The sequence below is a fragment of the Flavobacterium sedimenticola genome, assembly GCF_030053345.1.
Lineage (GTDB): Bacteria > Bacteroidota > Bacteroidia > Flavobacteriales > Flavobacteriaceae > Flavobacterium > Flavobacterium sedimenticola.
Genome location: NZ_JASGBP010000005.1, coordinates 38904 through 65121, shown reverse-complemented (window position 1 = coordinate 65121; position 26218 = coordinate 38904). Strand labels below are relative to the sequence as shown.

Here is a 26218-nt window from a genome sequence, read left to right as displayed (position 1 = left end):
ATTTATGCCAAATTATTCAATATGAGTAAGAACCTAACAAAAAGAGAAGAAGATTATTCCAAATGGTATAACGAACTGGTAGTTAAAGCTGATTTGGCTGAAAATTCCGGAGTGAGAGGTTGTATGGTAATTAAACCCTATGGTTATGCCATTTGGGAAAAAATGCAGGCGGAATTAGACAGAATGTTCAAAGAAACCGGTCATAGTAATGCCTATTTTCCTCTTTTTGTGCCCAAAAGTATGTTTGAAGCAGAAGAGAAAAATGCTGAAGGATTTGCCAAAGAATGTGCTGTAGTCACTCATTATCGTTTAAAGAATGATGAAAGTCGCCCGGGAAAATTAATGGTCGATCCCAATGCTAAGCTGGAGGAGGAACTCATTGTGCGTCCAACCAGTGAGGCCATTATTTGGTCCACCTATAAAAGTTGGGTACAATCTTACAGAGATTTACCATTGTTAATTAACCAATGGGCTAATGTGGTTCGATGGGAAATGCGCACGCGCTTATTTTTGAGAACGGCTGAGTTTTTATGGCAAGAAGGACATACAGCACATGCCACAAAAGCAGAAGCTTTGGAAGAATCTGAAAAAATGATGCATGTATATGCGGATTTTGCTGAAAATTTTATGGCAATTCCTGTGATTAAAGGATTAAAAACCGAATCGGAGCGTTTTGCAGGTGCCGAAGAAACCTATTGTATCGAGGCATTAATGCAAGACGGGAAAGCTTTACAAGCGGGAACTTCTCATTTTTTAGGTCAAAATTTTGCCGAAGCTTTCGATGTAAAGTTTGCGAATCAGGAAGGAAAGCAAGAATACGTTTGGGGAACATCCTGGGGTGTTTCTACTCGCTTAATGGGCGCTCTGGTTATGACGCATTCCGATGATAATGGTTTGGTTTTACCGCCTAATTTGGCGCCTATTCAAGTTGTTATTGTGCCTATTTTCAGAACGGAGGAAGAGTTGGCCGCGATTACCAATGTGGCTCATGAATTAATGGGTCAGTTTAAATCATTAAGGATTTCGGTGAAATTCGATAATCGCACTACTCAGAAGCCGGGCTTTAAGTTTGCCGAATGGGAATTAAAAGGTGTTCCGGTTCGTATCGCTATCGGCCCGAAAGATTTGGAGAATGGTACTTTCGAAGTAGCACGTCGTGATACGTTAACCAAAGAGATTATTGCCAAAGATGGTGCTGTTTCGCACGTCAGTGGATTGTTGGAACAAATTCAGAAAGACTTGTTCGATAAGGCTCTGCGTTTCAGAGACAAACATATTACCGAAGTGAATTCATTTGAGGAGTTTAAAGAAGTGCTGGAAACCAAAACCGGTTTTGTATCTGCCCATTGGGACGGGACAGCGGAGACGGAAGAAAAAATCAAAGATTTGACTAAGGCTACCATTCGTTGTATTCCTTTAAACAGAAAAGAAGAAGAAGGTATTTGTGTTTTCTCGGGAGCCAAATCTGTTGGCAGAGTGTTGTTTGCCAAAGCCTACTAATAAAAAAGATAAAAAAAATAGTTGTAGCCTTGCGGGATTGAAAAATAGTTGTATTTTTGCCACCGCAATTTTAAGCAAAGATGGCCCGTTCGTCTATCGGTTAGGACGCCAGGTTTTCATCCTGGTAAGAGGGGTTCGATTCCCCTACGGGCTACAAAAAAACATCAAGGCTTAATGGCCCGTTCGTCTATCGGTTAGGACGCCAGGTTTTCATCCTGGTAAGAGGGGTTCGATTCCCCTACGGGCTACAAAAAAACATCAAGGCTTAATGGCCCGTTCGTCTATCGGTTAGGACGCCAGGTTTTCATCCTGGTAAGAGGGGTTCGATTCCCCTACGGGCTACAAATTAGTTGTAAATTAGTTTTATAAAACAGCAATTCAGTGTCTCGGATTTTTGTTTTATTAGTTAAAACCAAAGTGATTTTTTTAATTGTGGGAGGTTTTTCTTTTTTAACTAATAATTTTTATTAATTACAATTAAATTACAAGAAAATGGCAAATCATAAGTCAGCTTTAAAAAGAATCAGAAGCAACGAAAAGAAAAGAGTGTTGAACAGATACCAACACAAGACCACACGTAATGCTATCAAAGCGTTAAGAATGGCTACAGATAAATCGGAAGCTTCTGCCAAATTATCAGTTGTTATTTCGATGATTGATAAATTAGCTAAGAAAAATATCATTCATGATAACAAGGCGGCTAATTTAAAGTCGAAATTAACCAAACACGTTGCTAAGTTATAGTAATATAACGCTATCCAATACAAAAAAGCACTCTGTTAAAGAGTGCTTTTTTTATTTATTTCATTTTCAATTTGAGCTCTTCCAAGACTTCTCGGGTAATGGGTTTTGAAAGAAAATCGCTTACCATCGGATAGTTTTTGGTCTTTTCAACATCCTGAGGATCTATAGTGGATGACAGCACAATAAACTTGGCTTCTTTAAAAAGATCTTGATACCCGTAGGCCAAATACTGGTCTAAAAATTCCCAACCGTTCATAACCGGCATGTTTAAATCCAGTAACGTCAGTTTGGGATATGCCATGTCTTTATTTTCAAGATGTTGTTGGGCTAAACCCTTAAAATAAGCAAAGGCTTCCTCGCCATTTTTTGCAGTGAGCACTTCTTTGGCAAACGCAACTCTTTCAATAACCTTTCGGCAAAGCATCAATGTAATCGGATCGTCATCTACACAAAATATTTTTTCGAGCATATACAATTTACTGGTTTTTAAAAGTAATGGTAAAAGTGGTCCCTTTGCCTACCACACTCGACACATCGATGGTGCCGCCCATGGCTTCTACCTGTGATTTGACCAAATACAACCCTAGTCCTTTACTGTCAGGGTGGTTGTGAAATCGTTGGTATAATCCGAATATTTTATCTTTATTTCTGGCCAAATCAATACCGATTCCGTTGTCTTTAAAAGTTAAAATCAAATTGTCATCGACTACTTTAGAAGATATGTTGACGCGCAGTTGCTTATTCTCGGAGCGGTATTTGATAGCATTCGTCAGTAAATTTAGAAAAATACTTTCTAAATACGACTTGTTGATGTTTAAAATAGATACTTCCTCTAAATCTATTTTCAAAATCGGTTTATGCAATCCTATCAGAAAACTCAATTGGTTAAAAACGTTTTCAAAAATTTCCTTGATGAGTACTTTTTCCTTCTGAATAGAAGGACTGTCTTTAATAATCACCACTTTCACCAAATCGTTGATGGTTTCATTTAAAAGATGCGTCGATTTTGAAAACCCGGCTATGATTTCTTTTAATTCCGGATCTTCTATCGACATGTCTTCCACTAAATTCAACAAACCGGTCAAATTCGATAACGGCGCGCGTAGGTTGTGTGATGTAATGTAAGAGAATTGCTTTAAATCTTTGTTGTTCTGGGTTAGTTCTCTAATTAGCTGCTCGCGCTCTTTGACTTTGTTTTTCTCTTCGGTTACATCTCTTTGAATCGAAATCCAATGCGAATGTTCTCCGTCTTTGTTGGTGACCGGTATCATCGAAAAGTTAATCCAAAATTCATCGCCGTTCTTTTTATAGGCTATTGTTTCTACAAAGCACTCTTTGTAGGCTTGTATAGCCGTTTTGAGTTTGTCAAATTCCAAAAAATCCGATTTAGGGCCAAAAAGCAATTCCGGAGAGTGGCCAACAATTTCTCCCGATTGGTATCCGGTCATGTCGGTAAAGGCGGAGTTGACAAAGATGATATTCGGAATTACATTGTCTGTGGTGTCAATGCCGGTAATCATGACGGCGTCTTTGCTCTGCGTAATCACCGTTTCCAATAATCGAAGACGCTGCTCCTCTTCTTTTTGCTTGGTGATGTCCTGTATGGCTCCAATCATTCGGATGGGTTTCCCTTCTTTATCTTTAACCAAAAAGCCTCGGTCAAACACGTATTTATAACTGCCGTCAGCACACTGAAAGCGGTATTCGTCTTGCCATTTCTCGGTTTTTTGCTCCAAAAAGGAATAGAGTTTTACCGACATTTTCAAGCTGTCCTCCGGATGAATGCGCTCAAACCACCATTTTGAGGTTTTGCCGACATCTTCTTTTTTATACCCGAAAACGCCTTGTATTCCTTTATTCCATAAAAAACTGTCGTCCTCAATTTTCCAATCCCATATAGTGTCACTGGTCGCCTTGGCTACAATATCGTAACGTTCGTTAGATTCTAAAATTTCGTTATTGGTTATCTGTAATTTTTCAAAAACCGATTGGTTGTCTTCCTCATTTCGTTGAAGAATTATTTTTAAAATAATACCTGAAATCACAATAAAAATAAAATCCCGGATGTAAAAATAGAACGATACGTTTTCCGGATTATCGGTAGTGTAATTTAAGAATAGTTGATGACCTATTACAGCCACAAACATTAAAATAATGACGTATAGTAATGTTATTTTATTCGAATTATTTTTCATTACCTCAAATATATATATTTTCAAATTAGTTTTAAAACTTGCTCCAAAACTTATTAAGGATTTTATGAACGATGCCGTGCCTTTTTTATCAAAATGTAAACTAATCGGTTAAGGGTTTTTTATCCGAAAATAAAGTGTACCTTTGCACCTTCAAAAAAAGCACAGATGGAATCTATCAGAAACATTGCAATTATTGCCCACGTTGACCACGGTAAGACTACTTTGGTTGATAAAATCATGTACCATTGCCAACTTTTTCGTGAAAACGAAAATACGGGCGACTTAATCCTCGACAACAACGACTTAGAGCGTGAACGTGGCATTACCATTACCTCCAAGAATGTTTCTGTAGTATACAAAGGCACTAAAATCAATATTATCGATACTCCGGGTCACGCCGATTTCGGTGGCGAGGTAGAACGGGTATTAAACATGGCCGACGGAGTTTGTTTGTTGGTAGATGCTTTCGAAGGACCCATGCCGCAAACGCGTTTCGTGCTGCAAAAAGCCATCGATTTAGGACTAAAACCTTGTGTGGTTATCAATAAAGTAGACAAAGAAAACTGTACACCCGAAGAGGTACACGAAAAAGTATTCGACCTCATGTTCGAATTGGGTGCCGAAGAATGGCAGCTCGATTTCCCAACCGTGTACGGTTCGGCTAAAAATAACTGGTTTTCCGAAGATTGGAAAAACATCACCACTAACATCGAGCCTTTATTAGACATGGTGGTAGCACACGTTCCGGCACCTAAAGTGTCCGAAGGAACACCGCAAATGTTAATTACGTCTTTAGACTTTTCCTCATTCACCGGTCGTATCGCTATCGGTCGTTTGGAAAGAGGAACGTTAAAAGAAGGCATGCCGGTTTCTTTAGTAAAAAGAGACGGCAAAGTCATCAAATCACGCATCAAAGAATTGCATACTTTTGAAGGCTTAGGCCGTAAAAAAGTGGCCGAAGTAACCGCCGGTGATATCTGTGCCATCGTAGGTATTGAAGGATTTGAAATTGGCGACACTGTAGCCGATTTTGAAAATCCGGAAGCGTTGCAAACCATTGCCATCGACGAACCAACCATGAGTATGTTGTTTACCATCAACGATTCGCCGTTCTTCGGTAAGGAAGGAAAGTTTGTGACCTCGCGCCACATCAAAGATCGTTTGGCCAAAGAATTAGAGAAAAACTTGGCCCTTCGTGTTTCCGAAACCGATTCGGCCGATAAATTCATGGTATTCGGTCGCGGGGTATTGCACTTATCCGTGTTAATCGAAACCATGCGTCGTGAAGGCTACGAATTACAAATCGGGCAACCGCAAGTAATCATCAAAGAAATCGACGGCGTAAAATGCGAACCTATCGAAGAATTAACCATCGACTTACCGGAGAACGTTTCCGGTAAAGCCGTAGAATTTGTTTCGGTACGTAAAGGTGAAATGCTGTCTATGGAAGGAAAAGGCGAGCGTATGATTATCAAATTCAATATTCCGTCACGCGGTATTATCGGGTTGCGTAATCAATTGTTAACCGCCACCGCCGGAGAAGCCATTATGGCGCACCGTTTCATCGGGTACGAACCGTACAAAGGCGAGATTTCCGGTCGTATCAACGGTTCGTTAATTTCTATGGAAAACGGAAAAGCCATTCCGTATTCTATCAATAAACTACAGGAAAGAGGCAAGTTCTTTGTCGATCCGAACGAAGATATCTACGAAGGTCAAGTAGTAGGCGAGAACTCTCGCGGCGACGATATGACGGTAAACATCACCAAAACGAAACAGTTAACCAACTTCCGTTCTGCCGGTGCCGACGAGAAAAACAAAATCGTTCCGGCCATCAAGTTTACCTTGGAAGAAGCCTTAGAGTACATCCAAAAAGACGAGTACGTGGAAGTAACGCCAAAATCCTTGCGTTTGCGTAAAATTTACCTAAACGAAAACGACCGCAAGCGTTTCAAAATCTAATGGATTTTATCCCCATAAACTATCCCAAATTCGCAACCGAGTTTGGGATTTTTTTTTTTGGTAGCTATTCCGGCTTTCCGCTGTATCTTTTTTTTGTTGGCGTTTTTGGCTCCCTTCAACTCTCGCTTTTGGGTAAGTCCCCACTTCGAGGATTTCAATCTGTCAGCATGTATTTAGAAGCCAAAAACGCCAACGGCAAAAAAGGATGCCGCTCTAATCCGGGCTAGGGCATGGTGAGCACTAACGAAGCATTACTTTCCGTAAACCGCTATCGCACGCTAATCGTTAAAAAAAATAAATACATTTGTAAGAACGCAAAACAAATTGTAGTATGCCCTTTTCCCCGAAAACGCTGTTTACCACTTTCTGGCTGCTTTGCAGCATGCTTTTTGTCGGAAACCAACAGGTCAGCGCTCAAAACTACAACATCGATTCGCTTAAAACCGTACTCAACAGTCGCGTTCACGATACCACCAAACTCAAAACCATCAGTTACATCATCATCAATCTCTCCGGCGCTTCCCCCGAACGGGAAAAGTACAACCAACTGTTCAAGCAGCTGGCAGTTACCATTATCAATACCAAAAGTCATTCTAAATTGGTTCGCGAAAAAGCCTACGATGCCTTAGGCGTTTACTATGTAAACGAAGCCTATAAAACCATGCAAAGCGATTATCTTACCACCATCAAAAACCTGCACAAAAGTCTCGACTATTTCGACGCCCGATACTATGTTACCAACGAATATTTGTCGGCTCGCGGTTTTTCGCTCATCAGTTTGGGTATCATGTACAACAAAATCGGGAACACCAAACAAGCCATTCACAACTATTTCGAAGGACTCCACATCTTTGAGAAATACAACCATCAAGGCTATATTTCCTATGCGTTGCAAAACATTGCCAATTTGTATTTCGAACAAAAAAATTACCATCAGGCGCTTCATTATTACCTCAAAGCCTACTATACCTTTTACAATAAAACCGACCTGAGTTTTCAGGATAACATTCAAAAAGTATTGTTATTCGTCAGCATCGGCAAATCGCATCAGGAACTCGGGCGTTGCCGTCAAACCGACACCTATCTGCAAGAAGCACTTGCTTTGGCCTCGCAGTTAAATGATAAAGAGTTGCTTTCCGAAGTCTATTTCAACCTCGGTCGCAACGAGGAAAAATGTCAAAACAATGCGCAAAACGCTTTCCAACAATACCAAAAGAGTTACAACGACAACAACACCCCTGAAAACAAAGCGAATGCACTCATAGCCATGGGCGGAGTCTTGGTCAAACTCCATCGGTTTTCTGAAGCCGAAACCAAACTCACGGCCGGACTGGAGTTGGCACAACAAATCAACCATCTCGAATTCCAAAAAGTCGCTTTGGAAAATTTGTATGCCATTTACAAACAAAACCAACGGTATGAAAAAGCCATTGCTGTCAGTGAAAAGCTGAGTGTTATCAAGGACAGTATTAAAAAAGAGGAAAACAACAACTTGCTCACCAAAAAGCAATTGCAATACGAATACGAAACCAAACAAAACCAACTCACTTTGGCACAAGAGCGCAAACTCAATGCTGTTAAACTCGAAAATCAGAAAAAAGATGCACTCAAAAACAGTTTGCTCATGGGCTTGTTGGCCATTTTGGTAATCGTCTCTGCCGTCGTGTATCTATGGCGCAAAAACACCAAACAAAAGCAGACCCTGGCCCAATTCGAGAAAAACGAACTCCGACAAAAGTTACTGCTCAGCCAAATGAATCCGCATTTTATCTTTAATTCTATCGATACTATTCAGAGTTTGATTTACAATAAACAAGACCGGGAAGCCGTCAATTACCTCACGAAGTTTTCCAAACTCACGCGCCAAATATTGGAAAACTCCAGCGAAAATTACATCACGTTGCAGGAAGAGTTAACCATGACAGATAACTACTTGGTTATTCAACAATTACTCTACAACAATTCGTTTGATTTTACGGTTCAGGTCGATGACACCATCGATGCCGAGTCCATTTTGTTGCCGCCGATGCTGACTCAACCGTTCATTGAAAATGCCATCAAACACGGACTGAAAAACAAAGCCGAAAGAGGCAAAATCACCATTAAATTTACACTGGAATCTCAAAAATTGTATTTCGAAATTACGGATAACGGAGGCGGTTTCTCCGAGCATGAAAAGGTTCACAAAAAATCGCTGGCCATGAAAATTACCAAAGAGCGCTTGGCGCATCTATCGCAAAAAAGCGATTTTGATGTCCGTACCGAGAACTTGTACAACGACGAAAAAGTTGTCATCGGAGCCAGAGTATCTTTTGAGATACCGTATCTTTACGAAAACTAAAACTGCCTATGTTACGCGCCGTAGTGATAGACGATATCGATTCCATTCGCCACAAAAACATTGACGTTATCAAATCGACTTGTCCCAATATTGCCATTATCGGTCAAGCCAACAGTGTCGAATCGGGCGTGAGTCTGATTAAGCAAATTGTCCCCGATTTGGTTTTTCTCGATGTCGAAATGCCCGACGGTACGGGTTTTGATTTGCTGCAAAAATTGAAACCAATCACGTTTAAAGTTATTTTTATCACCGGCTACGAAGACTTTGCCATACGGGCTTTTCGCTTTAGTGCGGTCGATTATTTGCTGAAACCTTTAGATCCGGCCGAGCTCACCGAAGCGGTGACTAAAGCTGAGGAAGCCTTGAATAAAGACGTACTCGAACTCAAACTCAACACCTTGTTTTCCAATTTAGAGCGTCCTAAGAATCTTCAAAAGTTAGTCCTCAAAACAGCCGAGAAAATCTATTCGGTCAACATTCAGGATATAGTGCATTGCGAATCCGATAAGAACTATACCACCTTTCACTTTATCAATGCGCCCAAACTTATCGTATCTACGACGCTCAAAGAATACGAAACCCTGCTCAAACCATTTCACTTTTTCCGCACGCATCAATCGCATCTTATCAACATGCTGTATTTTGATCACTTCATCAAATCGGAAGGCGGCAACACCATCGTGATGAAAAACAAGAGCACCATTCCGCTGTCCGTTCGCAAAAAAGAAGAATTTTTGGCGCTGATAGACACATTGTAAAAAACGAATTTTCAACATACTTCTACCAATGTTCGCCATACGGTGACGGATATTCATTTGCCGAAAAAGCCCTTTCTTTAATCGCTACTTTTGGGTGGTAAACCTTTAAATAAGATTAAAATGAGAAAGTTACTACTGCTTTTTACCGTTGGCTTGGCAACGCAACTGCACGCGCAAATTAAGCTGAAAATAAACGACAAACTAGTTTCCGAGAACACGGTTATCAAAGCCGAAGACATCAAAAAAATTGAAGTCGGTTTTGATAAATACAAGCCTATGGAATATTACGGTTTGGGACGCGTATTCCTTTTTGTGGAATTACTAAACGAAACAGGCGAGAGAAAAGAGAAATGCTACATGATTAAAGAAGGAACCAATGCCATCAAAGCGTTTTTAGACGACAAAAATGTTTTTTATCCTTTAAAAAGTGATGTCCATCCGCAAACCGATTTTTTCGGAGAAATGATTCGTACCGATGATGAAAAAATTGTAACCAAGCTGAAGTATATGGGGAAATACTACAATTGTAAGCAAGTCAAACTCCGCATTTCACTGTACTACCGCGATAAAATCGGTTACGAAAAATACGGCGATCCGGTGATGATGATTAAAGATCAGTATTTCACCATAGACAACACCGTTTTCTATGAGCAAGGTCAAAAAGAGAAAGAGCAGGAAAAAGTAGCCGAAGAAGCCCGTAAAGCGGAAGACGCTAAAAAAGCGGAAGACGCCCAAAAAGCCAAAGAAGCCGAAGCGAAAAAAGGCAAAGGCAAAAAATTGGTGCGAAGCGTATTAGGTTTTTAATCACTCATTTTTAAAACTCAATCAAATATGAAAAAAGCAATTTTTATGATGGCTGTAGCCGGAGCATTCGTCTTTAATGCTTGCAAAAGCGACACCGCAAAAGCAACCGAAGAAACCACAACGACCACCACAGCAGCCGAACCGGCCGCCGAGGCCGAAACGGCTTCCATAGTCGGAACCTGGAAAATGTCTGATGTCGATTTAGGAATGGAAGTGCCTAAAGGCAAGGAAAAAGTCATCGAAGACATGAAAAAACAAATGATTGCCGAAACGGTTTATACGTTTAACGAAGACGGCAGCATGACCTACAAAAACCCTATGGTCGAGCCCATTTCGGCGACGTATACGCTCAACGGTTCTCAGTTGATGGTTACTAACCCAACCACCAAAAAGACCGATACCATGACGGTAGACGAATTGTCTGCCAACAAATTGGTACTTTCCAGCCAACAGGGCAACCACAAAGCTGTAATGACATTTACCAAATAAAAGGAAATTAGAATTCACCGGCCATCAACGCAAGTTGGTGGCTTTTTTTTTTTTGGAAGCTTATCCGGCTATCCGTTGCAATCTTTTGGGTTTTCTTTACAAATCAAAGCAAAATACGGCTACATGTCAGACTGAGCTTATCGAAGTCTGATAAAAAAGAAACCCAAAAAGGATTTCACTTCACACGAGCGAAGCCACTGCCTAAGGAATCCGGGCTAAAGCATTATGTTTAGAAAAAATGAAAAATACCTGAAGCCCACAGGGCTTCCTCCTTTTAATTTCAAATGGGCTAGCGTTTACTTTTTGAGTAGAAATTCTATCGGAATATGCAATCTCTCTGCCCACGCTTCTTCGGAATGATTTTTACCCGGGAAATACCGTGTAATCCATTGTGTTTCGGTGAATCCTTTTTCACGCATCAGGCCATCTGCTTTTTGTTGTAACGGCGGGTACAAAGCATCTAAGGTTTGATCGCCATAATCAAAATAAATACGATGGGTTTTAGGATTGGGTAGTTTTTCACGCAAATAGGCATAGAAAGCGTCCGGAATCGGATTGTTTTCCACGGCAAAAATACCGGGCCAATGCGTCGACAAACAAGCGGCTCCGCCAAATACTTCCGGGTATTCACAAATCGCATACAACGAAATTAAACCGCCCATGCTGGAGCCGGCTATAAAAGTATTGTCTTTGTCCGTAGCAGTGGAAAATCTTTTGTCTATGAAGGGTTTCAATTCGGTTACCAAAAACTTCAAATACAAATCAGAGTAAGGTTTGAAGATCTCTTTTGTCCTTCCTGCTTTTTGAAGTTGAGCCGTGATAGTGTCTTTTTGGACAGCCGTGAGATTTTCATAAGGTTTTTGAGGAAAATATTCCGGATGTCTTTTTTCCTGGATATTCCAAATACCCACAACAATAAATTTTTTTACTTTACCATCGGCATTTAATTTCCAAGCGACTTCGTCTACTTCCCAAGCTTGTTTGTTCCAGGTTGTATTAGCATCAAAAAGCATTTGACCATCATGCATATACAAAACGGCATACTTCTCATCGGCCGAATAACCATCGGGCAACCACACGTCAATGTTCCGCGACGGGATGTAGCGGGATTCAAAATTTTCAAATCGTTGTATCGTTCCGCTATGAAGCGAAATCTGAGCCTTACTCACCATACACAGACTCAATAAAAAAACAATCCATAATGTTTTCATAGGCATTATCTTTTTAAGGAAAAGTGACCACGTATTAGTACTTCTTTTGCCGTACTTAAGGTAAACCAATAATCATCGGCCGGTAGGAGTCGGTTGTTATAGGTGCCATCCCAACCATACGAAGCACCCGAAAAGCAGGTGATTATTTTTCCGTAACGATCAAAAATAGTGATTATCGCTTGAGATAAACCTCGTAAGGTTAAATTTTTTATGTACCACATATCGTGAATGCCATCACCATTCGGGGTAAAGTACTTTGGAATTTGAATCAAGAAAAAAGGCTGTGTGGTAATGCCACATCCTTTTTTGTTTCTTACGTAAGCGGTGTATTGCAAACCATTGAGTTGGGTAAACACCGGAGTGCTTTGATACTGAATACCATCAATCGAATACTCGTAATCGCCCATGCCCGAGGCTACAATTTCAACCGTATTTTGAGAGCCGAAGTCATTGATAATAATATCGTCTATTTGAGCAGCCTCCGAGCCTATCACCGTGAAGGTTTGGGTTCGGGAACAACCCGAGGCATTTTCAAATGAAACCGTGTAAGAGCCGGGCAAGGTTGCCACAATAGTCGCACCGCTTTCTCCGGTACTCCAAACGTAGTTGGAATAACCCGATTGTGCTTCCAATACCACGGGAACATTCAGACAAAGCGGTACGGTTTCATCCTGGATCAAATCCGGAAAAGTCAAAATGGTCAAGGTAATCGGTACGGCATCGTAGCAGGAATTGTTCAGAATTTTAGCGTAGTAGGTTTGCTGATAAGCGGTGTTGTTTTGAAAAGTAGCCGGTAACGGATTGACACTTGTTGGACTATCAAACAAACCGACTTGAAATCCTGAGGGTAAGTTTGTAAACACGGTCGGTACAACATCAGCAGTCGCTACCGTGCTGATTCCGTCCTGATTGCTATCACTGTCGCAAAATGAATACTGTGTTTGGCCAATAGACACAATTGGAGAAAAGTCTAAAGTAATGTCCGAATGCGTGGTACAAGTGGGCGAATAACCGGTAACTAAGGTATAGGTTCCGTTTTGAGTAGCAGTGTAGGGCGGCGAGAAGGTTAAAGTGGCGGTATTTTCTCCGGTCATCGGATTTCCGTTAAAGAGCCACTGGTAATTTTGAGCACCGACGGCCGTACCGTCTAAAGTGAGCACTTCGTCAAAACACACCGGATTTTGATTGGCAAACGTTCGGTCTTCTCCTAAATCAACACCTACCGAAAAACTGCTCCCTTTTAAGAAAATAGCCGAATCGTAACGGTAATTGCCTTCATCGGCAATCACCAATTTGATATGGTATTGCTGTCCCGGAATTACGTTGGCCTTGGCGGTCAAAACTTTGGTTTGACCATTAAAATTGGTTGGCGAGTTGGCTCCGTTGAAGGTGTCAAAGTATTGCTCGTTTTGAGCCGGACAACCACCCGGTATGGCCGGATGAACCGAAGTTACTTTGACCGGAATATTGGTATTCGGGATTAAGGCAAGATTCTGATACGTGGAAGTCCCGACTTCTTTGAGCAAAAAGGCAAAGCCGTCGGAGTACTGACACGTAGCCGTACCGTGGTATTCTTCGGAAGCGAAGATATAGTCAAAACTGATTTGATTTCCCAGCGGAATAAAGTCGAACTCCAGAACGGTGGCGTTCAGTGAATTGTTGATGTTTAAAGCGGTATTTAAGTCGGCATCTCCACCCCATCCGCTAACGGTATCATCGGAAACATAGGTATTCGGTCCGGGCGCATTGCTGATTTTTCCGGTACTCAAAAGGACACCTTCGGTGAAAGGAAATGTGGTGCCTCCGGCATTGAAATAGCCCCAGCTGTTTTCTCCGGAACTGAAATTACCTCCCGAAACCGACACATTGCTCACCGAAGCACAGCCCGAATTAATGAGAATATTTTCGACCAATTCCAATGGTGTGAATTGCTCATTGGTGGTAATGAATTGAGCCGATAGGGTTTGGTTTAGTAAGAAAAGAACCAAACAACAGACTTTAATCAATACGGATTTTTTAAAAGCAATCAACATTACACATTATCTTTTCAAGGCGAAATGTCCTTTGGCACTGCGACCGTCTTCAAATTCTATACTAAACCAATAATCATCTGCCGGCATAGGGCTGCCGTTGTAAGTGCCATCCCATCCGACACTTAGGGGACTGATTTGTTTTAAAAGCTTGCCGAATCTGTCAAAAATATAAATAACAGAACGTCCGTTTGAAAATTGACCGGCGCCTTTAATATTCCAAAAATCATGAAAACCATCTCCATTAGGCGTAAAATATTTAGGAATCCCTAAAACCGGTATAGTGATAGGGCCGATGACACCACAGCCGTTTTTGTCGCGAATGTACACCGCATGCATTCCAATAGGTACATTATTGAAGGTGTTGCTTTCTTGGTACGGACCTAAGGCATCGTCTAAGGAATACTCATAATCTCCGGAGCCGGTTACGCTAACCACTATCGAATTGATGTCGCTTAAATCAACGACATCGATGTTTTGAATACTGGCTATTTCTGAACCAATTACCGTAAAGCTTCGGGTTTTGGTACAATTGTTAGCATTGGTTACCGTGACACTATAAGTGCCCGGAGTGTTTACCGTAATGGAATACTGGGTTTGTCCGGACAGAATGATGTTATTTTGATACCATTGGTAGGTGTAATTGGAATCAGGCGTTCCGTCTAACAAACCGGCATCAATTACAGCTTGTGTTTCGGGTAAACAAATGAGTATGGTTTCTTCCGTATCAATTTTAGGCGTCGGATATACTACAAACGGAATTGTCATTTGAGCGGTACAACTTGTATTGATGGGATTCTCCACTACTACTGTCACATTCTGCGTTGTGGTAAGGAACGGATTGGGCAGTTCATTCGGAACAGAATTAGGTATCAGATTTCCGCTCTGATCGTAATAATACACATTCATACCGGTCTGTGTTCCTATGATTGTCGCTAAAAAACCACTTGTGTCAAATGCATAAAAACCATCTTGATCTACAGGAAGCAGTTCATCATCACATACTGATGTTACATTGGCAGGCAACGCAAAAGCCTCCGGTAAATCATCTACAATAAATTGAAGTTGCATCTCGTCATAACACGGTTGCCCCCCGGTTTGCGTGGTATTGTTTGACACTCGTACGGTAATGGTTTCTGTTCCGGAGACATAAAACGGATTAGGCAACGGAATAATCGGAGTGCCGTTAGCTCTGAAATAACGCACATTTACATTCGTTTGCCCATTTACAACAGCGGATGTTATTCCCGAGGTGTCAAACCCGTAAACGCCGTCGTGGTTGTCATCACAATGACGAATAATATTGTCGGCATTGATGGGATTGGCAAATGGTAAAGCTTCTACCACAATGTCAAATGTTTTAAAACCATAACAGGAGTTGTCCAAAGTGCTATCGACACGAACCCAAATGGTTTGATTATTAGGGAATCCTATGTTTCTGTAGTTGGTAATGTCAGGTATGGCAAGGGAATTTCCGGAAGCGTCTGTTTCTGCCAAGAAATCGGCTTGTGTTTTATAAAACGTTACAGTGGTATTGGCCGGCAAAATAGCCAATAGACTGTTTCGAATAGCCGTAAAGTTGAAAGGGCCGGAGATGCCATCGCGATCATCATTTACGCTGTCTAAGTAATCATCACACAAATATTGATTTGGAATGACAAAGCCGGCAGGGATTTGAGTCACCGAAACGATTAAATCAATACGCGCCACACGATAACAACCATTACTGTTTTCCACTCGGGCATACACACTCGAATTCCCTGAAGTATAGGCAATAGGATTGTTGATTAATAAAGCGCTGTTTTGAGCGTTAGCCGCGGCTAAAGTGGTATAATAGGTAAATGTTTCATTGAGGTAATTGGTGGAAATGACGTCATTTTTTTGAGTCAAATTGAAGATAGAGATACCGTCGGTATCGTCATCACATTGTTTCAAGGTAATCGGAGTTGTTACTGTTGGTAGGGCATAAGTTGTTAAAATAGCCACATCAGAATCTAAACCGCAGCCGTTTCCGATTCGGTCAATACGAACCCGATATTGGTAGCCGGCCATGGTAGGCGTTACGTTGGAAACCGTTAGCGTAGTAGTGGTAGCGCCCGAATAGGTAGCATTATTGGTTATCAAATTCCAAGTCACACCATTATCAGTGGATACCTGCCATTGGTAGGCGTTTGCTGCGTTAACCGCTACCGTAAAAACAGCCGATTGTAATTCACAAGTCGTTACATTTTGGGGTTGTGTTGTAATACTGATGGGTGCTGCAACGGCATACTGACCGTTGGGTACACTATAGCCGCTACTGCTGTTTACGGTTCCGTTACTGTTGATGTTCGGCGAAGCGGTCGCGTCTAAAATACCGTCTGAATTGGCATCTGCATACCCTGCTTCTATGACATCTGTACAGCCATCATCGTCGCTGTCTGATTCAATGTAGTTCAATACGCCATCGTTGTCAGTATCGGCTAGTGTAAAGTTAAGCGTACCACTGTTTGCAGTAATTTCGGAATTGTTTTCCAAACCGTTACTTCCCACAGGATTTACGGTCATACCATTGGTGTTACCGGCGTGTACCGGATTTCCCGATTCGATAATGTCAAAAATACCATCATTGTCGCTGTCCAAATCTAAATAATTCGGAATACCGTCACCATCGCTGTCAGCGGGAACTATACCAGTCGCAAATAGGTCATCAATACCATCCTGATTCACATCAACATTGGACAAGGCATTAACAGAAGGGCCTTGGTTCTCGGCAAAATCGGGTATAGTATCGTTGTCACTGTCATAGTCTCTTTGATCCGGAATGCCATCATTGTCACTGTCTTTGGGTACACAACTAGCGGATAGATGCAACGCTACTCTACTGGTGTTGACGTCTGTTAAATTGATATTGGTAACGGTAAGACTATTAATTAAGTTTCCTTTTATTGTAAAAGTTCCGGTCCCGAAAGGCAATGCCACACCACTGTCTAATCGGAATCGTATTTCAAAGGATGAAAATTGACTCACACCACTTTCAAAAATACCGTCGTAGTTGGTGTCGATTAAAATTTGATTATTCGGATTCAGAATCGTTAGGGTTTGGTTGACCGGGCAGCTCACTCTTATTTCGGTGTCAGACGTAAACAAGTCACTCAAAGATCCGTTAGTAGCGTAATCTAAATCGATGCTTACCGGATTGTTGAATATGACTTTGTAGCTAACACTATTTTGCTTACCCGTAGCAGCTTCCGTCACAAAATTACCATTCGAATCTCCTGTTATTGGCGTCGCGGAAGGTGTACCCGTACCCGAAAAACTAACAGCGCCTGTAAATGTATTGGTATAATTGCCGACAGCAAAAGCGCCTGAAGTCGGATTGGACACGTTGATATTTAGATTGCCGAAAGATTCATCACAATTGGTTAAACCGTCATTATCCGCATCTAGATCTATATTGTTGTTAACCCCGTCATTATCACTATCTATAGGACAAGAGCTAACTGGAATTTCATTGGAATTGATGGGTAAAGTACAACTCGAAATGGCTGCCGAAACCATGTAATAACCCGGACCCAAAGCCGAAGGAGTATAGTTGCCGGCCGTGGCTCCCGGAATCGGATTGCCATTAAAAAACCACTGAAAGGTATCAAACGGACTTAATGAGTTGACTGATAAACTGGTATTGGGGATACAGCTGGGCTGATTGGTGTCGAGTTGGGTAAAAGAAATTTCGGGTTCGAATGTAAAACCGGAATAAAATCCACCAAAGGTGGCTGCTCCACTAGTTCCGTAAGCCGCTAAATACAATTCTGCAGTGGAGAAAACAGATACATTTCCGGTCAGACCAGTAATAACATAGGTTTGATAATTCGGATTGCCAACCACGTTTGTAGGGCCATCTACATTAATCGTTGGCGGTAACCCGGCTAATGGATAATTGGTCCCGTCGATAGTGAAGTTGAGCGCAGCACCGGTTTTAGTTACCAGTGTAACTCGTCCCGTAAATTGTCTTGAACCAACGTAGTCAATATAGGGAATATTATCGATTATTCGCGGTGTTTGACAACTCAGCGGCGGAACAAAAAACAATTCCTGATTTCTTTGATCGGAAGAACTATTGTCTCCTATGCTTTGATAGGCAAAAACTTTTTCGGAAGTTCTGACATATAAATTTCCATTGGCATCAAAATATGAACCGTTCAAAACAGCATAGTCGCCTGCATTCAGGGTTACAATCGGTGTTGTGGAACCACTCAAAAAGACTTGAGTGTTATTAACATCAGCAACCAACATTATGGTTTCTACCAAGTCAATCCCGGTACTTTTGATAAAGATATATTCGCTGGTACTGATTCTTTCAATCGGAACGATTTGATCAAAACCCAAATCCAAATTCCCCACAGCATTGGTTCCTCCGAAAGAGCCGCAATTCACGGCAATAGGTTTGTCAGAGGTTACTAGTGCCCCGATTAAGCCATCTCGGTTAGCATCAAGCGGACCTTGAACGGCCATTACATAACTCTCACCACTATTCAAAACAACACTGAATGGATTGTCTCCATTTAGACTGTTAATAGGTTGAATGCCGGGGCCAAAGTCGCTAAAATTAACCGTTGTATTATTTTCGGTGGCTAAAACAGAAATAAATGTGGTGTGAATATCAAAATAGTTAGCTACTGCGCTATTCGTTAAGGCCCCAATTCGGAATCGAGTTCCCAAAGAGGCTTTTCCTTTCATGACTAACTCACCGGCCTGAAAACCAGTCCCGGCGGTGACTCGGGCGGATACATAAATCATGTCATCGGCTTCCACGATGTATCCTTTGTTGTAAAATACCGAGTTGCTTACGCTTGCGTCTACATGAAGCTGTGTATCGTTACCGTAACCTACGTAATGGATATAAGGCGTGTCTCGAGAAACCGTACCGGCAATGGTAGAGCCACCGAGTTCAATGATTCTGAAATTAACAGGATTGATGCTGGGAGAAGAGATGTACAAATATTGTTCTTCGGCGGCCACATTGGTTGACCCTGAAATGGGCGGAATGTAATGGGTTTTGCTAAACTGTGGGAAACAATTTGTAATTGATATTACGGCGAATAGTAAAAAAAATAATACCTTCTTTTTCATTCGCTAAAATTAGAAAATAAAAAAGAAAACATAAAGAGAACCAGTCTATTTATGTTTTCTTTAAGAATTGAAGAAGGATTGATTATAGATCTCGTTTTTTGATTATGGTATAGGATGAAAATAAGAAAATGGCGGTCCAAACTAATACGATTAAAATGGAAGAGACATGGATGTCATAGTCTTTGGTATTGTTCTCTCCAACGGCCGTTTGTATGTTTTGTATCACACTCAAACGTGTGAAAGGTTCTATGATTAAATTGCTCATCGATTCCAGAGGCATAAAAGCGTATATCTTATCTACCATCGGATTTTTGTCGAAAATTTCAAATTTCATGAACCCGTATGAAATTTTCTCTATCAAAAACCAGATGAATAAGAACCCAATAGCAAAGGCTGAGCGTTTGATGAGTACGCCTAAAAACAAACAAAAAGAAAAGAAGCCGAGTAGCTTTACAAAATAGGCCAATAAATATTCCATGTCGGAGAAAACAATTCCGATTTCGGTATAAGAAGAAAAATTATAGCCTAACAACAGCGACATGACAAATACGAAAAAAGTCGAGCCTAATGCAAATGCCAATACGGTAAGAAATTTGGAAAGCAAAAATTCTTTTTTGCTCATGCCGTCTATCAGGTTTTGTTTTAACGTGCCATAGCTGTATTCGTTGGCCATCATCGATACAATAACCACAGCCAAAAAGAATTTCAGCAATGATGCCATCCAAGTATTAAAATGCCAAATAAACGGGAAGTTAAAAATTCCCATTTCGGCAAAATGGATTTTAAAATTTCCGAAATCAAATTTTATAGAGGCAATCAAGGCAATAAAGGAGAGAATTACAAAATACCCGATGGTTAATACTTTGCTGGCTCTGTTTTTCCATATCTTTTGCAATTCGATGGCGAGTAATCTTTTCATATCCCGGCGATTATTTGTTGGTTAATGTTAAAAATTGCTCTTCCAAACTCAATTTTTTTAATACCAAGTGATTTAAATAAATATGTCGTTCCATTAAGTATTTATTAAGGGCTGCCGCATCTGTGTGGTTTTTAAAATGCGCGTTTACTTTACCCTCTGTGAGTATTGTCTTTTCTAAATCAGGATGATGCTCCAAAGCTTCAGTGAGTTTAGCCATATCGGCAGCTTGCAATTCGAAATACCCGTCATGAGCAATCATTCCGTTAACCGTGCCATTGTATAAGATTTCGCCTAATCGTAAGACCAACACATGACTGCACACTTTTTCTACTTCATCGAGCAGGTGAGAAGCCAACAAGATAGTAGTTCCTTGAGAGGCAATTAGGCGGATAATATCTCTGATTTGATGAATTCCCTGTGGATCTAACCCATTAGTAGGCTCGTCGAGGATTAATATTTCGGGATCGTTCAATAAGGCAGAAGCAATGGCTAATCGTTGTTTCATCCCTAATGAAAAAGTCTTGAACTTGCTGTCTTTTCTTTCGATGAGCCCGACAATTTCCAGTTTTTCGTTGACTTTACTGTAGTTAATCCCTTTTATTTTACATACCAATTCGAGGTTTTCCTTGGCGGTCATGTAAGGGTAAAAGTTGGGCCGTTCGATTATGGCTCCTACTTTTTTGAGGGCTTCGTGGGTTTGCATTTGACCGCCAAACCAACTATACTCTCCCGAGGTCTTGTTGACTACGTTGAGCACAATGCCTAAGGTAGTTGATTTTCCGCTACCGTTAGGGCCTAAGATTCCATAAACATTTCCTTTGTGTATTTCTAACGACACATCTTTTACGGCCTGAATTTTGCCGTAATTTTTTTTTAAATTCCGAATGGTAAGTATGGGTGATTCCAAGGGTCAGTTTTTTGATTTATGGTATGACGATTGAAACCCAAATTTGTTACCGGTCTTTTTTGGAGAAGTAAAAACGAGCAACAAATTCTTTCTTCAAATTCAGATAAAACAACGTCTCATTGATGTCTTTAAGCTTAGAAGTCAGTGTTATTTTATGACCTCGGTAATCGTTGGTCGCTTGCAAACGGCAAACGTCGCATTCGTATTCACTAAAGTGGTTGTTTATTTTTTTGGTCTCTACAAAGCGATGTCCCAATAGAGAACAGCGATAACTTTTTTTCACCATTCCCTGATTTAAGTAATTGATTTTCATAGGATAAGGTTTTGGTTTTGGTAACGTAAACGTAAGATTTAATCGTCAAAAGGCAAAATATAATCGATTAAATGTACGACATTAACATTTTAAGAAGTAAATACCTTACATTTTTATTTGTAAGGGACAATGACAGGTTGCCCAATTTGAAAGTCAGGCAACGCTAAGTCGTTATTTTTAAATGAATTGGTTTGGAAAATATTGTTGCCCTCAAAGGGAATAGAAGGATAGAATGAAAATGAGATTTGAAAGCTGTTAAAAACCAAATAATCGTTGTTAATCAAAACGCCCAAAGAAAATTTAGAATACAGTTTTCCGTCCAGCGTCTTATCGTTTTCATTTCCCAAAAAACCAAAGGTCATGTTGTAAAACGGACTAAAGTGAAAACCGTGCCAATTTCCGGGCGCGTAGGTTTGGGTCTGAAAAGCTATTGATAATTTTCGGGTTCCGTTGAGTAACGGGTTATTAAATCCTTTGATGCCGGTGTCATCTGTAATGAGAACCCGATCTTTGATAATAGGTGCTCTGTGATTCCCTATAATTAGAGCCGGTTTGATAAACTGTCTGATTTTCCAATCGCCTAAGTATTGTAAATTAGTAAAATAATGTCCTTCAATTTTAAATGTAGTTTCTTCAGTGCAACCGTTATTAAAAAAACTTCCCCATTCGACATTAGTACTTAAATAGCCAAATGAAAAATAATCACCATAGGAAAACCGACCTCCGAAATAACTTCTCTTGGTATAATTTTTTTCCTGAAAACCGCCGGTTAAGGCATACACCTGACCATAAGGAATATCTTCAATAATACCGAAGTTGAACAAATATTTGTCTTCCGCAAATTTTCGGGTATTTAAACCGATGGTAGCCAAATACAGCTTTTCGGAATTAAAAAAGCGAGTCGGATCATAGGTAATATCGGGTGTTTCGGTGTAAGCAACTCTTTTGTATCCTATGGAAGTCACTAAATTGGTCGTTCTGAAATCTTCGTCTTTTCCTTTAAAAATTTTAAACGAATGACCGAACCAATATTCCTGAGTTTGCAGTTTAAAATTTTGATTCTCAAAAGTACCGCTTGCGTTGGGTAGTGAATCGATATAGAATCGATCTTCAAAATAAGCACCGCCAGCCAAACGGGTCAGCGGCGAGACAAACTGTCGTTCTACTTTAGCACTTTTGGTGGTATAATTCTTCAATGAGTTTTCGTAGGTAAACCCTGCGTTGATAAACGTGTTTTTAATGTTATTAATCGAATACCTTGAGTATTGGGCAGTTTGATTAGAATTGAATCGTTTGGTAAAATCATTTTCAAATTCGTGCCCAAGTCCTAAAAAATTGCGCTCTGTGATTTCGAAACTCCCTTGTGAACTCGAAAGCGTTCCGTTAGGGATTAAGCTCCACGAATCCAAAACCCGTACCGATACATCAACAGAATCTTTACTCCCCGGAATCTCTACCGGTCTTATCAACACGCTTCGGACATAGCGTTGCCTTCGAATCAAACGTTCCGATTCTTTAACGATGATGGAATCTAAAGGGTCATTCTTTTTAAAAAGTAAGAGATTGCGAATGGTCCAATTTTTCGATTTTATATGCAAACGATTTCCAAATCTTTCGAATCCTTTCTCGGGTTGGTCTTTGTAATTGTCAACACTATAGCCGAAAGGGTCAAGCGTTTCGATATTGATACTGCGGATGATTTTTCCTTCGTTGCGATCAAACGATTTTTTGATGATAAAGCGTTTCCTTTTGGTGCCGGAAGTCACTTTGGCTTTTCGATTGGATTTGAAAAGCAATCGATAGACGAATTTGTTGAAGTTACTTTTCTTGGAAAGCTTTTCGATGTTATTGTACACCTTTACCGAATCGTTACCGCTATGCGTTTTTTGTTGCGCCACGCTATTTTGGCACAACATAAAGCACAGTAGGAAACAGATAAGGTGTTTTAAGGACATGGCAATTTTTATAGTAAACGTGAAAGATATAAAATTATTGTCATCTCATAAAAAAATCCCCGGCTGTTTGACCAATCGGGGAGGTATTTTATGTAGCGGGCAATTAACCTTTCTGTTCCTTGTTAAAATAAACCAAGTAGTAATACATTTGCTTTTCTTCGTCCCAACCTTTTTCTACAAATTTCTCGGCACTTTCCGGATTGATAAAATCCAATTTGATTTGAATATTGGTATCCAAATTAATCACATTTTTAATCGATTTACGGGCATCGGTAACTGCAGCATTCGCAATAGGAAAGTTAGTAATGTCTTCGATACTGTATTTTTCGCCTTTATCTACTTTGTAGTTTTTAAATTCCGGAATTAAATCGGGATTGTCTAATACTTCGTTTAAAAATTTACTTTCCTCAAACTCGTCATTTTTGGCAAAAAAGTTAACCGAACGGTTCATAAACATCACTTCTTCTTTTTTGTCTTCTGCCGGGAACACGACGTCTTTGGCAAATCCTTGACAGAATTTCAGGTATTTTTTGGTGTAGAAGTTTTCATCCTGAAAAGCATCAACCGAAAGGAAATGCTCCAACCAATAGCGGGCATCATAGCGGTTGCTGTCTACGGTTAAAATTTTATAGCCTTCTTCTTTTTTATGGTTGAAAATCAAACAACCTTTATCGAGCTTGTTGAGGTTGATGCCTTGTTGTAAAATCATCTCCAAAGAATTGCCTTTTTCTTCAAACTGCATGAAATCGGTTTTGATTTCACTCTTGAAAACACCGATGGCGTCCACCGTGGTATTGTCTATGGATAGATGGCTGAAATACGCCACATACACTTCCCCGTTTTTGATGTGCGGATGATTGGATTGTTCGAATAAATGTTTGGTGATTTTTTTAGAAACTTCGTGAACTTCGCTCGGATTGGCAAAGATTTCGCTCGCCAAATTGAACATGTCGTTGTATTCTAAATCAACATCATGGGCAAACTGATAATAGTTCTCTTCCTTTTCGCGAAACGGTTTGAAGAAATATTCTTTGAGTAACGGTACAATTTCGTCGTTCAAAGCATAAGGTTGCTCCGACAAGAAAATGGCTTCGTTACGACTTTTGTTACCCACCCGGTGGATGGATAAACTTTCGATATGGGCGTTGAATAAATTGATCATGGTTAGCAGTTGGCTATTAGCGATTAGCTTTTAGCAAATTTAGAATTGTAAATTAGTAATATGATGATTTTGTGCTGAAAGCTAAAAGCTAACAGCAGGTCACTTGATTAGTTCCAGTTTTCTTCGAATCCGTAGTCTTCAAAACTGTCATCACCGCCAAACATATCCAAATCATCTTCGTCTAAATCGTCTTCAAATTCCGAGTAAAAATCTTCGTTCTCGGCTTCAAACTCTTTCTCCGGAGCTGCTGCAGGTAATTCGCCGTGTGAGAACAACAAGCTCGGATAGGAAACGCCCGGTTCGGCTTCTTCAATGGCGGCCAATTCGACTAAAAATGTCCACATATTGATAAAATCATACACATAAATAATCTTCGTTTGGTCTTCACCCAACAACTGATTTAAGGTATAATCGCTCATGATTTTTTGCTCTCCGGGAACATCCCCCGAATCAAACATCGCAATTTCCTCTTCCTGATTCCATTGGTCATCACAAGTGTAGAAAGAAGCAACCTCCAATCCGTCAAATCCGAAAGCGTTTACAATGGCATTGTGCAAATCTTCCAGAGTGTCGTCTTCCTGTATGGCAATATCCCTGAAAATATCCTCCACGGCATCTAATATGGCTCTGAATTTATAAATCATAATCCTTTTTTTTATGAGCCGACAAAGGTAAATTTTATTTGTGAAAAAAGGTTTGTCTGCAGCAAATTGTTGAAAAATAGTTGGCCTAAAAAAACCCGGTGAAAACCAGGTTTTGAGATTAGTCTAAATTGCAAAGTGCTATCAGTTCTTTGTATGTCAGATTGATAGCATTGAGTTCGTTTTGCAAATCTTCTTTGGATGATTTATTCGAAGCCAAATTATTCAAACTTTTGGTTTGGCTTCTCAGTTTGGCAATGGCCTCATTAACCTTTGGAGTTCTTAATTTTTCCGGGATATTGTTCACGTCCAATTTTTCTGAAAAATCAGCTAAAATAGGCGTAATCTGGTTTAGCTTGTCATAAAGTCCTTCATTAGCCACATAATTGGTTTTGGTCAAAACCTCAGAAAAGTTTCCTAAGTTTTCCCATTTGGTTAAGATGGTTTGCCCGTTTACTTGTTGGAACCCGGCCATCAGTAACACAAAAAGCAATGTTTTAACTATTTTCATGATGTATTGTTTTTAGAAATTGTTATGCAATTATAGTTACTTTTTTGAAACAAAAGTGTTTACAAATCATTTTTTTACGGTTGGCGTTCATTTTCGAACCCATTTTTCGATGGAAAATTACAAAACCTCATCAATCCGAAGTTTATGGCTAAACCGCTTGACACATGCCAGCTATTTTGTGAAAAGTCTCGTGCAATTTGGATAAGGCTTCGATAATTTGACTGTCGGCTGCTTTCTGAAGCACCAATTCGTTTACCGTTTTGGTTTCTTTCTTTAATAAGACTAATGATTCGATGAGTTTCGGACTTCTGAATTCCTCCGGCATGGTTTCTACTGATAAGGCCTCGGCTTTTTCCAACAATAAAGCCGAATTCATCTTGATGGATTCCAGGTTTCCGGCTTCCGAAGAGTGGAACGATTTTACCATTACGTCATGATATGCTTTTATTTGGGGCCATTTTTCAGTGATAGATTGGGCAGAGGAGGAGTTTAAAGTGAAAATAGCGGCGAAAGCAAACAGCGACTTGATAATTTTCATGAGTTAGTGGTATTATTAATACCACAATGCTAATCATTTTTTATCTCAAACTCAACTTTTGTAATGTTAATATTTTACAGTTCATCGTTAAAAAACTACAGTTCAGTAAAGTACTGTTTTATTGTT

At 40.2% G+C, this 26218-nt stretch carries 20 protein-coding genes and 3 tRNA genes; 10 read left to right on the top strand and 13 right to left on the bottom strand.

The window, feature by feature from the left end:
- Positions 1–21: 21 nt before the first annotated feature.
- The 5 genes from proS to rpsT all read left to right on the top strand — a co-directional run bounded on the left by proS (position 22) and on the right by rpsT (position 2244).
- Positions 22–1500, top strand: coding sequence for a proline--tRNA ligase (gene proS / locus QHT84_RS09275; RefSeq protein ID WP_283239280.1), 1479 nt, complete (start codon positions 22–24; stop codon positions 1498–1500).
- 82 nt (positions 1501–1582) lie between these two features.
- Positions 1583–1654 (top strand) — tRNA-Glu (locus tag QHT84_RS09270).
- 22 nt (positions 1655–1676) lie between these two features.
- Positions 1677–1748 (top strand) — tRNA-Glu (locus QHT84_RS09265).
- 22 nt (positions 1749–1770) lie between these two features.
- Positions 1771–1842, top strand: a tRNA-Glu gene (locus tag QHT84_RS09260).
- 150 nt (positions 1843–1992) lie between these two features.
- Positions 1993–2244, top strand: a complete 252-nt coding sequence (gene rpsT, locus QHT84_RS09255; RefSeq protein WP_131475973.1) for a 30S ribosomal protein S20 — start codon at positions 1993–1995, stop codon at positions 2242–2244.
- Between the two features lie 55 nt (positions 2245–2299).
- On the opposite strand, the gene QHT84_RS09250 is transcribed toward rpsT, so the two are convergent.
- Together QHT84_RS09250 and QHT84_RS09245 are read right to left on the bottom strand one after the other, a co-directional pair.
- Positions 2300–2713: a response regulator gene (locus QHT84_RS09250; protein ID WP_283239279.1), complete on the bottom strand. Its 414-nt coding sequence runs from the start codon at positions 2711–2713 to the stop codon at positions 2300–2302.
- 7 nt (positions 2714–2720) lie between these two features.
- Positions 2721–4439 (bottom strand): PAS domain-containing sensor histidine kinase, encoded by a 1719-nt coding sequence (locus tag QHT84_RS09245; RefSeq protein ID WP_283239278.1) that lies wholly within the window; start codon positions 4437–4439, stop codon positions 2721–2723.
- A 165-nt stretch (positions 4440–4604) separates the two neighbouring features.
- On the opposite strand from QHT84_RS09245, the gene typA reads away from it, so the two are divergent.
- The 5 genes from typA to QHT84_RS09220 all read left to right on the top strand — a co-directional run bounded on the left by typA (position 4605) and on the right by QHT84_RS09220 (position 10793).
- Positions 4605–6401, top strand: a complete 1797-nt coding sequence (gene typA / locus QHT84_RS09240; protein ID WP_283239277.1) for a translational GTPase TypA — start codon at positions 4605–4607, stop codon at positions 6399–6401.
- A gap of 331 nt (positions 6402–6732) precedes the next feature.
- Complete coding sequence (locus tag QHT84_RS09235; RefSeq protein ID WP_283239276.1) at positions 6733–8742, top strand: tetratricopeptide repeat-containing sensor histidine kinase; 2010 nt, start codon at positions 6733–6735, stop codon at positions 8740–8742.
- Between the two features lie 8 nt (positions 8743–8750).
- Positions 8751–9500 (top strand): LytR/AlgR family response regulator transcription factor, encoded by a 750-nt coding sequence (locus QHT84_RS09230; protein ID WP_283239275.1) that lies wholly within the window; start codon positions 8751–8753, stop codon positions 9498–9500.
- Between the two features lie 120 nt (positions 9501–9620).
- A complete protein-coding gene (locus QHT84_RS09225) occupies positions 9621–10304 on the top strand; it encodes a hypothetical protein (protein ID WP_283239274.1) in 684 nt (227 codons plus the stop codon).
- 27 nt (positions 10305–10331) lie between these two features.
- Positions 10332–10793 (top strand): lipocalin-like domain-containing protein, encoded by a 462-nt coding sequence (locus QHT84_RS09220; protein ID WP_283239273.1) that lies wholly within the window; start codon positions 10332–10334, stop codon positions 10791–10793.
- 296 nt (positions 10794–11089) lie between these two features.
- On the opposite strand, the gene QHT84_RS09215 is transcribed toward QHT84_RS09220, so the two are convergent.
- The 11 genes from QHT84_RS09215 to QHT84_RS09165 all read right to left on the bottom strand — a co-directional run bounded on the left by QHT84_RS09215 (position 11090) and on the right by QHT84_RS09165 (position 26092).
- Positions 11090–12004 (bottom strand): alpha/beta hydrolase, encoded by a 915-nt coding sequence (locus QHT84_RS09215; RefSeq protein ID WP_283239272.1) that lies wholly within the window; start codon positions 12002–12004, stop codon positions 11090–11092.
- Positions 12005–12009: 5 nt separating this feature from the next.
- A complete protein-coding gene (locus QHT84_RS09210) occupies positions 12010–14010 on the bottom strand; it encodes a T9SS type B sorting domain-containing protein (RefSeq protein ID WP_283239271.1) in 2001 nt (666 codons plus the stop codon).
- A gap of 33 nt (positions 14011–14043) precedes the next feature.
- Positions 14044–19146, bottom strand: coding sequence for a T9SS type B sorting domain-containing protein (locus tag QHT84_RS09205; protein ID WP_283239270.1), 5103 nt, complete (start codon positions 19144–19146; stop codon positions 14044–14046).
- Between the two features lie 82 nt (positions 19147–19228).
- Complete coding sequence (locus QHT84_RS09200) at positions 19229–20065, bottom strand: ABC transporter permease (protein ID WP_283239269.1); 837 nt, start codon at positions 20063–20065, stop codon at positions 19229–19231.
- Between the two features lie 10 nt (positions 20066–20075).
- Positions 20076–20972, bottom strand: a complete 897-nt coding sequence (locus tag QHT84_RS09195; RefSeq protein WP_283239268.1) for an ABC transporter ATP-binding protein — start codon at positions 20970–20972, stop codon at positions 20076–20078.
- Between the two features lie 46 nt (positions 20973–21018).
- Positions 21019–21285: a hypothetical protein gene (locus tag QHT84_RS09190; protein WP_283239267.1), complete on the bottom strand. Its 267-nt coding sequence runs from the start codon at positions 21283–21285 to the stop codon at positions 21019–21021.
- Positions 21286–21398: 113 nt separating this feature from the next.
- Entirely contained in the window at positions 21399–23183 is a 1785-nt protein-coding gene (locus tag QHT84_RS09185) for a hypothetical protein (RefSeq protein ID WP_283239266.1), read from the bottom strand.
- Positions 23184–23343: 160 nt separating this feature from the next.
- Positions 23344–24402 carry a nucleoid-associated protein gene (locus tag QHT84_RS09180; protein ID WP_283239265.1) on the bottom strand — a complete coding sequence of 353 codons (1059 nt, stop codon included), beginning with the start codon at positions 24400–24402 and terminating at the stop codon, positions 23344–23346.
- A 107-nt stretch (positions 24403–24509) separates the two neighbouring features.
- Complete coding sequence (locus QHT84_RS09175; RefSeq protein ID WP_283239264.1) at positions 24510–25046, bottom strand: IS1096 element passenger TnpR family protein; 537 nt, start codon at positions 25044–25046, stop codon at positions 24510–24512.
- 118 nt (positions 25047–25164) lie between these two features.
- Positions 25165–25554 carry a hypothetical protein gene (locus QHT84_RS09170; RefSeq protein WP_283239263.1) on the bottom strand — a complete coding sequence of 130 codons (390 nt, stop codon included), beginning with the start codon at positions 25552–25554 and terminating at the stop codon, positions 25165–25167.
- Between the two features lie 148 nt (positions 25555–25702).
- Complete coding sequence (locus tag QHT84_RS09165) at positions 25703–26092, bottom strand: hypothetical protein (RefSeq protein ID WP_283239262.1); 390 nt, start codon at positions 26090–26092, stop codon at positions 25703–25705.
- Positions 26093–26218 lie beyond the last annotated feature (126 nt).